Origin of the sequence: Kitasatospora sp. NPDC088779 (assembly GCF_040685395.1) — a bacterium.
Taxonomy (GTDB): domain Bacteria; phylum Actinomycetota; class Actinomycetes; order Streptomycetales; family Streptomycetaceae; genus Kitasatospora.
Window position 1 is genome coordinate 1 of record NZ_JBFBHW010000031.1, and the last position, 13,293, is coordinate 13,293.

The window sequence follows — 13,293 nt, forward strand, 5'->3', positions numbered from 1 at the left end:
CGGATGATTTCGCCGATTTGGGTGTGGGCCGCACAACGGGACCACCTCTTGTCGGCCACAAATAGTCTCGCCTATAAGCCAGTTGCCCACGCTGGCGACGGGGGTGTCATACCCCGACCTGGAGGTCGACACCTTTCCGAAGGAGAAAGAAGCACGCGTTCGATTGAGCCCGTGTGGGCACCATGGCGGTTTCCGAAGACCCGGATGTCTCCCCAGAGATCACGCCATGGGCCCGAATCTGGGCCCATGACTGACCGAGCACCAGAACTAGCGGGATACGACGGCATGCCCCAAGGTCAACCGGGCGTTCCCGTCGACCAAGGACCACGCGAACGTGGCACACGGGACGAAGGAGCAGCACCAGAAAGTCCTGGCCTCCACCGACGACGGCATCCCCCCCAACTGCCGGGAGGGCCGGGAGCCGTCGCCCAGGTAGCGAGCCGACCAAGATCCCCCTGATGCCGACAACCCCCACCCGGAGGCGCGAGGCGGAAACGGCCTGCGGGCCGGGGAGCCGGGCCTGGAGCGATCCCCGCGAGCGCGGGGCCGACATCGACAGCGGGGCCCTGGCCCCTGGCGACCCGGAGCGATCCCCGCGAGCGCGGGGCCGACGACTTGAGCGCGGAGGTGTCGCTGGTCTGGCCAGAGCGATCCCCGCGAGCGCGGGGCCGACCCCTCCTGCTGGTAGCCCGCCCACCGGGCAAGGGAGCGATCCCCGCGAGCGCGGGGCCGACGGGACCACGGCTATGACCTCCTCCCCGCTGAGAGAGCGATCCCCGCGAGCGCGGGGCGACATGAGGTAACGCTGGGCGGTGCCGTGTTCACCGGAGCGATCCCCGCGAGCGCGGGGCCGACGACGGCGCGTTCGGTGGCCAGCTCGGCCTCCAGGAGCGATCCCCGCGAGCGCGGGGCCGACTGCTCCTGGACCCGCCGCTCCAGCTCGGCGAAGGAGCGATCCCCGCGAGCGCGGGGCCGACATCCCAGGCATCTGCGCCACCATGCCTGCCGCAGAGCGATCCCCGCGAGCGCGGGGCCGACAGTCACGGAGTGGCAGTAGGCCCACGGCCAAGGGAGCGATCCCCGCGAGCGCGGGGCCGACGTCAAGTCCTTGCGCAGGGTGGAGCCGCTCACGGAGCGATCCCCGCGAGCGCGGGGCCGACCTCACCGCCCACCAGACCGCCAACGACACGCTGGAGCGATCCCCGCGAGCGCGGGGCCGACGGGTCCTGCACGATGACGACGTACCGGCCCTCGGAGCGATCCCCGCGAGCGCGGGGCCGACTCCCCGGCGGCCAGCTGCAGATCCTCGATCCGGGAGCGATCCCCGCGAGCGCGGGGCCGACGAAGGGGCGGCGACGGCGAAGAACCAGATGGTGGAGCGATCCCCGCGAGCGCGGGGCCGACCGATCGTCAAGAGGTCCGTCCAGGTGTGCGGGGGAGCGATCCCCGCGAGCGCGGGGCCGACGTGATGCCGCCCAGCTCACCCAGAACCTCCCGGGAGCGATCCCCGCGAGCGCGGGGCCGACGTTGAGCCAGGTGCCCAGCGACGTCCCGTCTTCGAGCGATCCCCGCGAGCGCGGGGCCGACGAGGGCAAGATCAGCAAGCTGGCCTCCGACGCGGAGCGATCCCCGCGAGCGCGGGGCCGACACTTCCTGACCTGCGGCGATTCGTGTCAGGGACCGTCAGTTGATTCAGTTCGATTAGGCAGGCGGCGCGTGACGGACTTCATGCCTCTTCCTCTCGACGAGACCAGCTTCCGGTGGTCACCGGTGTGATGGGCTGGTCTCCCGAACCATCCCCGCGAGCGCGGGGCCGAGCTCTCCCAAGCCGTCCCCTTGGCCTTGTTCGGGGAACAATCCCCGCGTGTGCGGGGCCGACACCGCGGCCTTCGCCTTGATGGTGCCGAAGGTGGAGTAATCCCCGCGACAGTGGGGCCGACCCGTGCCACTGAACCGGCACTGATGCTAGCGGAGAGCAACCCCCGCGAGCGCGAGGCCGACTGCTGCTGAACGAGGAGGCGCGCCGCGTCACAGTTCTGCAGATCATCAGCCTCTCCTGACCGGCTGCGCAGCCGTGTCCTGGCCTACGCAGGGAGGGCTTGGGTGGACGCATCCCCGAAGCAATGACGTGCGGCGTGGTCTGTACCAATGATTGCAGCGGCCATTGCCGATCTGGCTCGCCACTGCGCCTGGCGGCGCCCAATCGCCGTGTGGCCGCGATTGTATCTCCACAGGTCAGGGTGCCTGTCGAGGCGTCGCCGTCAGTGCGCGCCGCGCACTCACTCAGGCGGGTGAACCCCAGGTCACAACCTGGTCATGTCGATTGCGAGAATCGCAACGCGACTGTACGGTCGCAGCATGGATGCCGGACTGATTGAACGCGTGCGTCAGGTCATCGGCTCAACGGGTGAGACCCAGGCCGTCATGGCGGAGCGCATTGGAATCTCCCCAGACAAGCTGTCGAAGTCTCTTGGCGGGAAACGCCGCTTCACCTCCCTCGAACTAGCGCTGATCGCCGATTTCGGCGGCAGAACCGTTGACTGGCTGCTGCGCGGCGTCGAGCCGCGCTCGGCGCTCGGCGCCGCCGCGCGGAAGGCGGGCGCCTGCGAGCACACCACCGACGAAGTGCGCACACTCCTGGGCCGGTACGAGCAGGTGATCGACGCCTTGGCGCGGATCGGGAGTGACCTGCCGAGGCGCGCCCACAACCGCCCAGAGGGAATCGACGGCACACAGCTCGCCCAGGCCGCCCTGGAAGCAGTGGGAACCGACCCCTGGACCCTCTCGACCCAGAACCTCGCCTCAAGTTTCGAGCAGGCCTTCGGCGTGGAGATCGCGGGCGTCGATCTTCCCGACAAGCTGGACGGCCTGTCCTGGTCGACCGACAGCTTCGACCTCATCCTCGTTGCCAAAACCAATGTGTGGACACGCCAGCGGTTCACCCTTGCCCACGAACTCGGCCATATCCTCGCCGGCGACGCGCATGACGAGGCAGTCGTCGAGAAGGTGCAACCGGGCCGGTCGACCACTGCGATGGAAGTGCAGGCGAACGCGTTCGCCGCGGAGTTCCTGATGCCGCGTACCACTGTTCTGGCCGACGCCCGGGACCGAACGGCCGGCGGTGACCTGGTGGCGGAGCTGGCCTGGAAGTACCGCGTGTCGCCGAGCGCGATGGCAACCCGGTTGAAGGTGTTGGGAGTTCTGACTGCTGATCAGCGCAGGCAGTGGGGCGCGATGTTGACAGCCGACGGCGCCAGGATCGCCGGCGCCGCGGGGGCCCTGGAGCAGCACATGGTCAACACCGAGCGCAGCCAACGTGGTTGGCATCCTCGACGACTAACAGAGCTGGCAATCAAGGCTTATGCTTCGGGTGATACGACAGTCCGGCCGCTGGCAGCCCTCCTGGACCTCGACCCGGACGTGCTCCTAGACCTCCTGGAGCCCGCCCAGCTCGAGCCTGAGCAGCAGCAGGCGGCACCGTCCGATCCCGGAACGGAGCTCGCGTTCAGCCCATGATCATCTGCTTTCCCGACAACACGGTCCTGTGCAACTTCACGTCCGTCTCCAGGCTCGACATCCTGGAAAACGTACTGAGCGGCCGGGGCCGATGGACGGAAGCAGTGGCGTACGAAGCCAAGCGATCATCTCGATTTCTGCCGGCCCTGGACCCACCTGACGTCTCCCGCTGGCTGGGGGATCCGATCGAAGTCGACGACCCCGAGGCCGTGGAGCGGATTCGACAGGGTGTGTTCTTCGGCAGCCCGTCGGATCCGCTCAAGCATCTCGGGGAGTCCGAGACCCTGCACGTCATCAGCACCCGGGTGGAGTTCAAAGAGGCCACGTGGATCAGCGACGACAAGGCGTCGCTGGACCTCGCGCGACACAGAGGGATCCCGACGATGCGCACCAAGGACGCGATGGCGGTGGCGTGCGTGGGGTTCATCGTCTCGAAGCAGGAGGGGTTCGCCCTTCTCCAGCGAATGGTGACGAACGGTCAGTCCATACGGCTGCCCGCCACCGCAGACGATCTGATGCGCTGAACACGCCGCTGCGCTCCACCCCGGGGTCTTCGGGGTGGGGCGCAGCGGCGTCCGGCGTCGCCACGCCGAACACCCCGATCGGATCGCACGACAGTGGCTTCTTGAAGCCCTCGCAGGTGCGGGGCCGGTTGGGCCGCCGAGATCACCGGCCGGGGGATGCCAAGGAGCAATCCCCGCACGCGGGGCCGACCAGGTTGCGATCATGCCCGCCGAGACGACGTCGGAGCAATCCCCGCGTGTGCGGGGCCGATGTAAACCGGACTGCGTAGCGCAGGGCCAACGCGGAGCAATCCCCGCGTGTGCGGGGCCGATGGCAGTACGACCAACGGCGGCACGGGGCTCTGGGAGCAATCCCCGCGTGTGCGGGGCCGATTTGGCGCGGCCAGTCACCGGGTCGATGGGCCGGGAGCAATCCCCGCGTGTGCGGGGCCGATCGAAGAACGGCGCTCTCAAGGTGGACAAGGCCGGAGCAATCCCCGCGTGTGCGGGGCCGATGATCATTCGCAGGACGGCTTCGCCCCGGTCGAGGAGCAATCCCCGCGTGTGCGGGGCCGATACTTTCTGACCTGCGGTGATTAGCGACTGAGGGGCTTGATTGATTCAGTTCGATTGGTAGAGGTCCCGTCGAACAGCCGATGTGCTGTTGTCATTTCTTCTTGTCCCAGGGCTGGTTGTCAGTGTCGTGGCCTGACTCCGCGAAGCGTACCCGCGCGTGGAGATTGAGACGATGATTGAGGACTGCTGGCATCGGTACCTGTCCGAGGTCAGGGGCTGGCTGGGTGCGCTGTGGGGTAAGTCCGCCGGGTGGGTTGGGGATCTGCCACGGATCAGTCCCCACAAATGTGGCGCCAACAGCGTGAGTTCGGCGATGGCGATGTGCCCCGCAGAACAATCCCCGCGAGCGCGGGGCCGACGGAATGCGCTCCCACAGAGCTTCATCGGGATGGAGTAATCCCCGCGAGCGCGGGGCCGATCACCTGCTCCCACGTGCCTCCGAACACCCGCTGGAGCGATCCCCGCGAGCGCGGGGCCGATTCGCCTCTGCGCCACGTGGCGAGGTGCCCGTCGGAGCGATCCCCGCGAGCGCGGGGCCGATAGCAGGGCGAGCACCCGGGCGGGGGCGAACAGCGAGCGATCCCCGCGAGCGCGGGGCCGATCTGGAGCTGCGGCCCGGCCCCTACCGGATCACGGAGCGATCCCCGCGAGCGCGGGGCCGATCCTCGATCCGCCGCTGGTGCCCTGATGGCCCGGGAGCGATCCCCGCGAGCGCGGGGCCGATTCCTGGACCATCAGCCGCATGCCCGGCACCGTCGAGCGATCCCCGCGAGCGCGGGGCCGATGCCGGGACGGACGACCGGGCGAAACTGCACCAGGAGCGATCCCCGCGAGCGCGGGGCCGATGACACCGCCGGCCGCATCTACCGGCATCGCTGGGAGCGATCCCCGCGAGCGCGGGGCCGATCTCGGCAGCTTGCCGTCCGCGAACTCGCCCGCGGAGCGATCCCCGCGAGCGCGGGGCCGATACTTCCTGACCTGCGGTGATTAGCGGCTGAGGGGCTTGATTGGCTCAGTTCGATCGGTAGAAGTCCCGTCGAACAGCCGATGCGTTGTTGCCATCTTTCCTTGCCCCAGGGCTGATTGTCAGTGTCGTGGCCTGACTCCCTGAAGCGTACCCGCACGTGGAGATTGAGACGATGATTGAGGACCGCTGGCAGCGGTACCTGCCCGAGGTCAGGGGCTGGCTGGGTGTGCTGTGGGGTAAGTCCGCCGGGCGGGTTGGGGATCTGCCGCGGAGCAGCCCACGCAAGTGTGTTGCCAGCAGCGCGAGTTCGGCGATGGCAATGTGCGGAACAATCCCTGCGAGCGCTGGGCCGACGAGACTGTGAGCAGCTGGGTCCGGGTCAGGTCGGAGCAATCCCCGCGGGCGCGGGGCCGGTATGGCGTAGGTGGCGCTCAGAGTGTGCTCCCGGTTGGTCCCTTCGGGCTGCGGTGGGTCAATCCTGTCGAACGGATGCTCTATAAGTGGCGGCATATCGGTACAGACTTTTGATCACGATCCGGTCAGCATCAAGGGGTACCTGCCCCGTACCAACCCGACGAACAGCAGATCCGCGACCGGCGAGACGTCGGGGCCCGGATTCTCTCGCTCAGGCGACAGGCGGACCCCATGCAGGAGCGGCTTGGGGAGCGCGCCGGACTTGACCGGCGCACGATTGGGCGGATCGAGAACGGCCTCGCACCTGCGACGCTCGACCAACTCGGCGCCATCGCGCGGGCAATCGACGTGCCACTCTGGCGCCTGGTCCGCGACGAGTAGCCCTGGCCGGCCATCGGGCCGGTCAGGGCCTTGACCTGCTGCTACTCGTCTCGAAGCGGCTCCATGACGAACCCGAGCCGCGGGGGTACAGGCTCGCCGTCGGGACGTTCGAGCAATGGCCCGAAAGCTTCGAAGTCCTGCTGCCGGTAGCACGCGACCAGGTCTGCGTACCGCGGATCGATCCACTCCATCGGATGCCTCCTACTCGTGTGCCGGCAGCCTACGCGTTCCGAGTCCGCTATTCAGCGGGCTTGGTGCAGGGCTTCTCCGGTTTCTTCATCGGCCTGATTGAACAGCTGGGCGAGTGCTGACAGCTCGCCGCTACGGTCACCAGGCTGTCGTCCGTCGGCGGCCGCCACAGTTCCTGGTCGACCTCGAAGCCCGCCTCCCGGATGGCAGCTTGGGTCTGCTCCATGATGTCCTGGTCGAAGTTGCCCGGGTCGAATCCCGGGCTGTGGTGCACGAACCGGCCCTCGCGCTCGCATAACTCGGCGTACGCCTCGGTGTGGACGAGGAACGCGTGCCAGCCCTCGTCCACGATCCTGGACGGCGCCATGGCCAGGTGCGGGCGGCGGGCGCCCACAACCACGAACGCGATGGCTTCCCGGGTGATCCGGGTGGCCATCGCGACGTCCATGCCCTCGTTGTTGGAGAGCACGGTGGAGATGGCGGAGTCGAACGTCGCCGCGCTCACGAACTGCTCCGGAGCGGTCGGGGGCGGCGCCAGCGCCGGGGTGGGTTCGGGAATGATCATGGTAGTGCTCCTCTCGGTGTGTCGAGTGGTGCAACCTCCTGGGCTGACGTCGTCGTCAGGCCCGGGAGGAGGCGGAGGGTTGATCAGGGCGTTTCGACCTGATCGCGAGGGGCTGGTTCGGGCCACCGGTGGGAGATCCGCTCGGCAGGTTGCGAACGCAGGGGCACCCCGATCGGCCGCAGAGGCATACCAGCACCCGAGCACCGCACTCGTTCCACAGTCCGCCGGGACGCCCGTGGTGGGCGCCGAGTTGGCACTCTGCGCTGACGTAGCGCCGGGCCTGGGCTGTGTCCAGAGTGATGACGATGCCGGACGGGACGTCCGGTCTGGCGATCATTGCGGCTCCTCCAGTTCGGCCCAAACGACCACCGCGCCAGTTGCGTCCGTGGATCCCCATGAGGTGCAGGACTGCACGATGGCCAGAACATCAGCCCAGCGTTCGACTGATTCGTCGACAGGCGCGAGGACGCTCAGGCGCACTACTCCAGCGTTGGGGCGCGTAACGCGTACGTGGGCGCCTGTGGCCTGACCGAGCGCAGCCTTCACGGCTCCTGCGCACATGCCGATCTGCACCGATCCCTCAGTACATGTAAGGATTAGGTCTACACATACAGTAGGGCCTGGCCGCATACTCTGTCACCCACCGAGCACGGAACGTAGGAGGACATGCATGGCAGGCGACGCCGAATCCCCCTACCTCCGCATCGCAGACCACATCCGCGAACGGATCCTCACCGGCCAGCTCGCAGCCGGAGCCCAGTTGCCGTCTCTCGCTGCACTGCGTGAGGAATTCGGCTACTCCCACGGCGTCGGCCAGAACGCCTACCGGCTACTCGAATCCGAGGGCCTGGTCGTCGCCCGCCATGGCCGCGGCTACTACGTCCGCAGCCAGGAACCGCCCACCGTCCTGGTGCGCCGTCAACGCGTACCCCGCGGCGACGGCAGCCCGACGGAGGCCACCCTCGCCAGACAGGGTGTCGCCGGTACTTGGCGGCACGAATCTCAGCCGCGTGCCGCCGAGGCCCGCATCGCGGCCCGGCTGGAAATCCAGCCCGGCGATCCGGTGATGCACACGACCTACGTGTACCTGGCCGACGGAGACCCGGTGCAGCTCGCAGAGAGCTGGGAACCGATGGCCACCACTGGCGGCAGCTTGGTTGTCCTGCCCGAGGCCGGTCCACACGCTGGTATCGGCGTCGCCGACCGCATGGCGATCATCGGCATCGACGTGGGCGTGCCCGTTGAGCGCGTGAGTGCCAGGGCTGCCACGCGACCTGAGGCTCAGACCCTCGGCGTTGCACCCGCTGTCCCGGTGATGGCAATTGAACGGACCTACTACGACCAGGCCACCGGGCGCCCAGTTGAGACCGCAGACATCGTGCTCACCTCGCGCTGGGTTGCTGAGTACGGGCGCGCCCCACGTTCCTGACCTGCATGGTCCGATGCCAGTCGTGTGGTGGCGGCATGGCCGGTACGCCGACGGACGGTCCTGGTATGAGCCGGACGCGGACGGCGTGTGGCAGTGGACGCACGACACCCCGTAACGACGAAGCGCCCCCGCCCGGCCGAAGCCGAGCGGGGGCGGAGCGATCCCCGCGAGCGCGGGGCCGATAAGGAGCGCAAGGCCCGATACCGGCCGGCGGAGGAGCAATCCCCGCGAGCGCGGGGCCGACTGGGCCGTGCTGTTCCCCGGCGAGCCGGTGCTGGAGCAATCCCCGCATGTGCGGGGCCAACCCGTACAAGGTGGAGCAGGACATCGAGCGGCGGGAGCAATCCCCGCGTGTGCGGGGCCGATCGCAGATCGCCGTCGCCATCGCGCGGATCCCAGGAGCGATCCCCGCGAGCGCGGGGCCGATGGAGTTGGAGCCACCCACCATCGCGACCGATGGGAGCGATCCCCGCGAGCGCGGGGCCGATGCGTGGAAGTCCGCCCACGCGATATCCGAGCGGGAGCAATCCCCGCGGGCGCGGGGCCGATTCGGTGCCGTGGCCTTCGCCCTTGCACGGGCAGGAGCAATCCCCGCGGGCGCGGGGCCGATGCTTTTTGACCTGGGGTGATTAGCAGTCGAGGGGCCTGATTGGTTCAGTTCGATTGGTGGAGGATCCGTCGAACGGCCGATGTGTTGTTGCCATCTTTCCTTGCCTCAGGGGCGGTTGTCGGTGTCGTGGCCTGAGTTCTCGAAGCGTACTCGCACGTGGAGGTTGAGGACCGTCGGCAGTGATGCCCGTCCGAGGTTAGGGGCAGCCTGTTGCTGTCGTAGATGCTGGACGCTGGGGCAGTGGCCGAGATTATTCGGGGCCGCTGCCTGCCGATGGTGACGTGGCGGCGCCTGAATGGTCTTGCGGGGCCAGGTCTGTTCGCCTGGTTGTGCGGGATGCGCGGCTGAGGAGGTTGTCCGCCGGGTGGTGTTCATGTGGGACAGGTGCGCGGCGGGTGCTGCTGGGCGGAGCGTAGTGGGGCGGGGCAGGTCGCCGGTTGCCACGGTGAGTGTTGCTGGCCTTGGGGTAGTTGGCCCCGGGCATGGGGAAGGTCGTAGAGCTTCAACGCCGCCGCAGTGAGGCCTGGAAGTCGGCGCGTGGGAGCACGGCTATCAGGGGGAGTTGCCACTTACCGCGGTGGAGACCGTTCTGGTGTGTGGAGTTGGTCCTCGACGGGGTGCGTCGGATGGGCGGGCCCGGACCGAGCAGGTGATGTGCTCGGCCCCCACCGGCGCTGGGCGGGTGGGGGCCTGCCGGCGTCAGTGCAGCAGTAGCTGCAGGCTGAGCAGCCCGCGGTGCCTCGGGTTGTCCTGCCACTGCGCGGTCTCGGCCGGTTCGGCCAGGCGCAGGGCGGGGAAGCGGCGCAGCAGTTCGGTGAACGCTACCTCGGCCTGGAGGCGGCCGAGTTGTGCGCCGAGGCAGTGGTGGATGCCGTGGCCGAACGCGAGGTGTCGGGTGGCGCCCGGGCGGGTGATGTCGAAGCGGTCGGGGTCGGTGAAGACGGCCGGGTCGCGGTTGGCGGCGAGCAGGGCGATCTGGACGAACTCGCCGGCCGGGATCGTGGTGCCCGCGATGGTCACCGGCTCGGTCGTGCGGCGCAGCGAGGCGATGCTGAACGGGCTCTCGTAGCGCAGGACTTCCTCGATCGCGCCGGGAAGCAGTGCCGGATCCGCGCGCAGCGCCGCGAGTTGCTCGGGGTGGCCGAGCAGAGCGTGGATGCCGTTCGCGATCAGGTTGACGGTGGTCTGGTGGCCGGCGATGGCGAGCAGGAACGCCATCGAGGTGATCTCGGCCTCGGTCAGCCGGTCGCCGTCCGCCTGGGCGGCGAGGAGTTCGGAGATCAGGTCGTCGCCCGGGTGGGTGCGCTTGTGGTCGACCAGGGCGCGCAGGTAGTCCGCCATGCCTTCGGCGGTCTCCACCGAGACTTCGCCGTCCGCTCCGCCGTCCGCCTCGCCGTCCGCCTCCGGGGCGGCATCGACCGCGTTGCCCCGCACTTGGAGGTTCTCCCGTTCGGCCTGCGGCGCGCCGAACAGCTCGAAGACGACCGCGAGTGGCAGCGGCAGCGCGAACTCGCTGATCAGCTCGATCGAGTCGGGGCCGTCCAGCTGGTCCAGCAGTGCGCCGACGTGGCGCTCGACCATCGGGCGTAGGGTCGCCACCTGCCGCCCGGTGTAAGCCTGTTGGACCAGCTTGCGCAGTCGGGTGTGCTCCGGGGGGTCGGAGTTGAGCATGTGCGACATCAGGTCGCGGCCCGGGCCGCCCTCGGAGTTCCCGACGTGTCGGGCGAACGCCTCGGTGACGGCCTTCTTGCTCAGCCGGGGGTCGGTGAGGGCGGCCCGGCACTCGGCGTGGCCGGTGACGACCCAGCCTTCGAGTCCGGCCGCGCCGCCGAACCGGACCTTGCGGGCGCCGCCCTCGCTGCGCCAGCGGCGGTACGCGGCGTGCGGGTCGGCGTAGAACTGGCCGTCGGCGAGCTCCGGTTCGGTGGCGCTGTGTTCGGTGCGTATGTGTTCGGCGTGCATGTGATCAGTGTGTATCGCGTGGCTTCAGGACGCGGACCTCGCTGACGCCGAGCAGGCCGAGCAGCGGCACCTTGGCGGTCCGCTGCTCGGGGTCGACGACCAGGCCGGCCGTACGGATCTGGTCCAGCAGCAGCTCGGCGAGCGGCATCACCATGTGCCGGCCCCAGCAGCGTTCGGAGGAGTGCCCGAACGGCAGGTAGCCGGGAGTGCTGTCCGGGTCGAGGTGGTCCCAGCGCTCCGGGCGGAACTCGTGCGGGTCCTCCCACAGGGCCGGGTCGCGGTGCGAGAGCAGCGGCAGGACGAGGACGTCGTCGCCCGCGCCGATCCGCGGGTCGATCGCGGGGTACTCGGGCGAGGCGCGGCGCAGGATGTTCCAGGACGGCGGCAGCAGGCGCAGCGACTCGAAGATGATGTTCCGGTTCGGCGTGCTGTCGTCGAACGGCGCGCCGAGCCAGAGCGCGTTCGCGACCAGGGTGGAGATGGTGAAGCAGACCGGTGCGGCGGCTCGGCGGTACATGCCGAGCGCGTACCGTCGGTCCTGGTAGTTGGCGGCCTTCGCGGTGAGCTTGCCGAGCTCGGTGAGGTCGTCGCCGGGCTTGGGCCTGCCGGGCAGTGCGGCGCCGGCCGAGATCACCAACCAGGTGAGCAGCGGCGTCAGTTCGAGGTTGCGGCTCATCAGGATCCGCAGCCGGCGCGGGTCCCGGCCGAGGATGAGGTCGCGCAGGAAGAGGTGTCCGGTGAGCGGCCACGGGCCGGACAGGTCGATGTTCGGCGGCAGCGGGGCCTTCAGTGCCTCGCGCACGTCGCTGCCGATCGTCCGGGTCACCGAGGACGCCTCGGTGCGGGTGATCGAACGTCCGTGCAGCGGTTTGAAGGTGGGCCGTTCGATCTCGGTGGCGCGCCGGGCGGCGAGGATCCGGTCGGTGAGCTCGGGCCCGGCGACCCCGATCGTGTCGGGTTCGAGCCGGACGGCGTCCTTGCCCAGATGGTCCCTGAGCAGGGCCTCAAGTCGGGGGGAGAGCACGGTGGTTCGCGAACGGGCGGAGGCGGGGGAGAGGGCCATGTGATGTCTCCGAGACTTTGCCGGGACCGGTCTCCGCCCCCGCCCCGGGCCCGATCTCCCGGCGGAGGCCGCGAGGGGGGGCAGGGGCGGGGGCGGATCAGCTGTTCAGGTACCGGAGGTACCGATCAGCCGGCTTAGTACCAGATGTACCAAGCGCTGGCCTTCAGGCTCTTCTTGGCGAAGGACGCGTCACGGATGGCGAACAGGATCTTCATCTTTGGGTCTCCCTTTCGTTACCAGGTGGCTGAGCGAACGTAAGCCGACTCTGCAGTCGCCCTACAGACGTAGACACGCAGCCGGCTCCCCATCAGGTTCACTGTCGGGGGAGGTTCTTGTCGAGAGGCTCGGGGAGGTGGGGGGTTTGCCAGCGGATTTCCTGATTCGCCCCCCCGGCTTTCCTGATTTGCCCCCCGGCGGCTGACGGTGTCAGTCGCCGGAGCAGTCCGCGCACCGTCGCGGGCGCAGCCCGTCGAGGATGATGCCCAGGTAGCGGCGCCAGTCGGTGACCCCGGCCTGCACGACGTGGCAGAGGCCGATGTAGAGCGGTGACACGTCCGCGACGGTCAGGTCCTCCCGCACCGAACCCTCGGCCTGGGCGCGCTTGAGCACCTTGTCGGTGAGTTCGTTGAGTTCGGCGATCGCCGCTGCGTCGAACGTGCTGCCGCCGACCATCGCGGTGACCGTCTCCGCGTAGCCCCGGTCCTGTTCCTGCATGATTCCGCAGAACTCCAGGGAGCGGGCGAGGCCGTGCCAGGGGTCGGGGTCGGGGAGCACCTCGTTCCTGAGGAAGTCCAGGGTCTGCTGGAACCGGTGCTCCACGATCGCTTCCGCCAGCGATTCCTTGGTCGGGAAGTGGCGGTACACCGTCCCGACGCCCACCCCGGCCCGGCGGGCGATGTCGCCCATCTGCGCGTCCCGCCCGGACTCGGAGAAGGCGGCTCGGGCGGCGTCGAGCACCTTGAGCCGGTTGCGGGCGGCGTCGGAGCGCAGCTTGCCGCCGGTGGGTGTGCTGGAACGGGAAGGGGGAGGGGAAGGGGTGTTTGACAAGGGGAACCGCGCCTCCGTATCGTCGCCATCCGGAACCGTGAGTCCGATTCCGGTTACCACTTTAACCCACA

The 13,293-nt window shown here is 69.0% G+C and carries 9 protein-coding genes and 3 CRISPR repeat arrays; of the genes, 4 read left to right on the plus strand and 5 right to left on the minus strand.

What is annotated here, in order from left to right; genetic code table 11:
• Nucleotides 1-522 precede the first annotated feature (522 nt).
• Nucleotides 523-1,648: direct repeats of the CRISPR family, unit length 29 nt; unit sequence GGAGCGATCCCCGCGAGCGCGGGGCCGAC.
• Between the two features lie 710 nt (nucleotides 1,649-2,358).
• From AB0P03_RS25980 to AB0P03_RS25990, 3 genes are all read left to right on the plus strand, one after another.
• The gene (locus tag AB0P03_RS25980) at nucleotides 2,359-3,516 is read left to right on the plus strand and encodes an XRE family transcriptional regulator (RefSeq protein ID WP_363588674.1); all 1,158 of its coding nucleotides are present in this window, start codon (nucleotides 2,359-2,361) and stop codon (nucleotides 3,514-3,516) included.
• Nucleotides 3,513-4,040 (plus strand): hypothetical protein, encoded by a 528-nt coding sequence (locus AB0P03_RS25985; RefSeq protein ID WP_363631026.1) that lies wholly within the window; start codon nucleotides 3,513-3,515, stop codon nucleotides 4,038-4,040. Before AB0P03_RS25980 ends, AB0P03_RS25985 begins: the two co-directional genes overlap by 4 nt.
• 163 nt (nucleotides 4,041-4,203) lie before the next feature.
• Nucleotides 4,204-4,596: direct repeats of the CRISPR family, unit length 29 nt; unit sequence GGAGCAATCCCCGCGTGTGCGGGGCCGAT.
• Between the two features lie 330 nt (nucleotides 4,597-4,926).
• Nucleotides 4,927-5,563: direct repeats of the CRISPR family, unit length 28 nt; unit sequence GAGCGATCCCCGCGAGCGCGGGGCCGAT.
• Nucleotides 5,564-6,177: 614 nt separating this feature from the next.
• On the plus strand, nucleotides 6,178-6,357 hold the full coding sequence (locus AB0P03_RS25990; RefSeq protein ID WP_363631121.1) for a helix-turn-helix transcriptional regulator: 180 nt from the start codon (nucleotides 6,178-6,180) through the stop codon (nucleotides 6,355-6,357).
• 238 nt (nucleotides 6,358-6,595) lie between these two features.
• Here the strand turns inward: AB0P03_RS25990 and AB0P03_RS25995 are convergent, their stop codons facing one another.
• Nucleotides 6,596-7,111, minus strand: a complete 516-nt coding sequence (locus AB0P03_RS25995) for a hypothetical protein (RefSeq protein ID WP_363631027.1) — start codon at nucleotides 7,109-7,111, stop codon at nucleotides 6,596-6,598.
• 670 nt (nucleotides 7,112-7,781) lie between these two features.
• On the opposite strand from AB0P03_RS25995, the gene AB0P03_RS26000 reads away from it, so the two are divergent.
• Nucleotides 7,782-8,540 (plus strand): GntR family transcriptional regulator, encoded by a 759-nt coding sequence (locus AB0P03_RS26000; protein ID WP_363621546.1) that lies wholly within the window; start codon nucleotides 7,782-7,784, stop codon nucleotides 8,538-8,540.
• A 1,309-nt stretch (nucleotides 8,541-9,849) separates the two neighbouring features.
• Here the strand turns inward: AB0P03_RS26000 and AB0P03_RS26005 are convergent.
• From AB0P03_RS26005 to AB0P03_RS26020, 4 genes are all read right to left on the minus strand, one after another.
• Complete coding sequence (locus AB0P03_RS26005; RefSeq protein WP_363631029.1) at nucleotides 9,850-11,112, minus strand: cytochrome P450; 1,263 nt, start codon at nucleotides 11,110-11,112, stop codon at nucleotides 9,850-9,852.
• 4 nt (nucleotides 11,113-11,116) lie between these two features.
• Entirely contained in the window at nucleotides 11,117-12,175 is a 1,059-nt protein-coding gene (locus AB0P03_RS26010; RefSeq protein ID WP_363588662.1) for a cytochrome P450, read from the minus strand.
• 134 nt (nucleotides 12,176-12,309) lie between these two features.
• Entirely contained in the window at nucleotides 12,310-12,390 is an 81-nt protein-coding gene (locus AB0P03_RS26015; RefSeq protein WP_224285092.1) for a tryptorubin family RiPP precursor, read from the minus strand.
• A 211-nt stretch (nucleotides 12,391-12,601) separates the two neighbouring features.
• Nucleotides 12,602-13,222 (minus strand): TetR/AcrR family transcriptional regulator, encoded by a 621-nt coding sequence (locus tag AB0P03_RS26020; RefSeq protein ID WP_363631031.1) that lies wholly within the window; start codon nucleotides 13,220-13,222, stop codon nucleotides 12,602-12,604.
• Between the last annotated feature and the right edge of the window lie 71 nt (nucleotides 13,223-13,293).

Bases quoted from the DNA above. Each gene is read 5' to 3' on its own strand.
- AB0P03_RS26005 (WP_363631029.1), bottom strand. From the start codon at position 11,112: ATGCACGCCGAACACATACGCACCGAACACAGCGCCACCGAACCGGAG.
- AB0P03_RS26000 (WP_363621546.1), top strand. From the start codon at position 7,782: ATGGCAGGCGACGCCGAATCCCCCTACCTCCGCATCGCAGACCACATC.
- AB0P03_RS25980 (WP_363588674.1), top strand. From the start codon at position 2,359: ATGGATGCCGGACTGATTGAACGCGTGCGTCAGGTCATCGGCTCAACG.
- AB0P03_RS25985 (WP_363631026.1), top strand. From the start codon at position 3,513: ATGATCATCTGCTTTCCCGACAACACGGTCCTGTGCAACTTCACGTCC.
- AB0P03_RS25995 (WP_363631027.1), bottom strand. From the start codon at position 7,111: ATGATCATTCCCGAACCCACCCCGGCGCTGGCGCCGCCCCCGACCGCT.
- AB0P03_RS26010 (WP_363588662.1), bottom strand. From the start codon at position 12,175: ATGGCCCTCTCCCCCGCCTCCGCCCGTTCGCGAACCACCGTGCTCTCC.
- AB0P03_RS26015 (WP_224285092.1), bottom strand. From the start codon at position 12,390: ATGAAGATCCTGTTCGCCATCCGTGACGCGTCCTTCGCCAAGAAGAGC.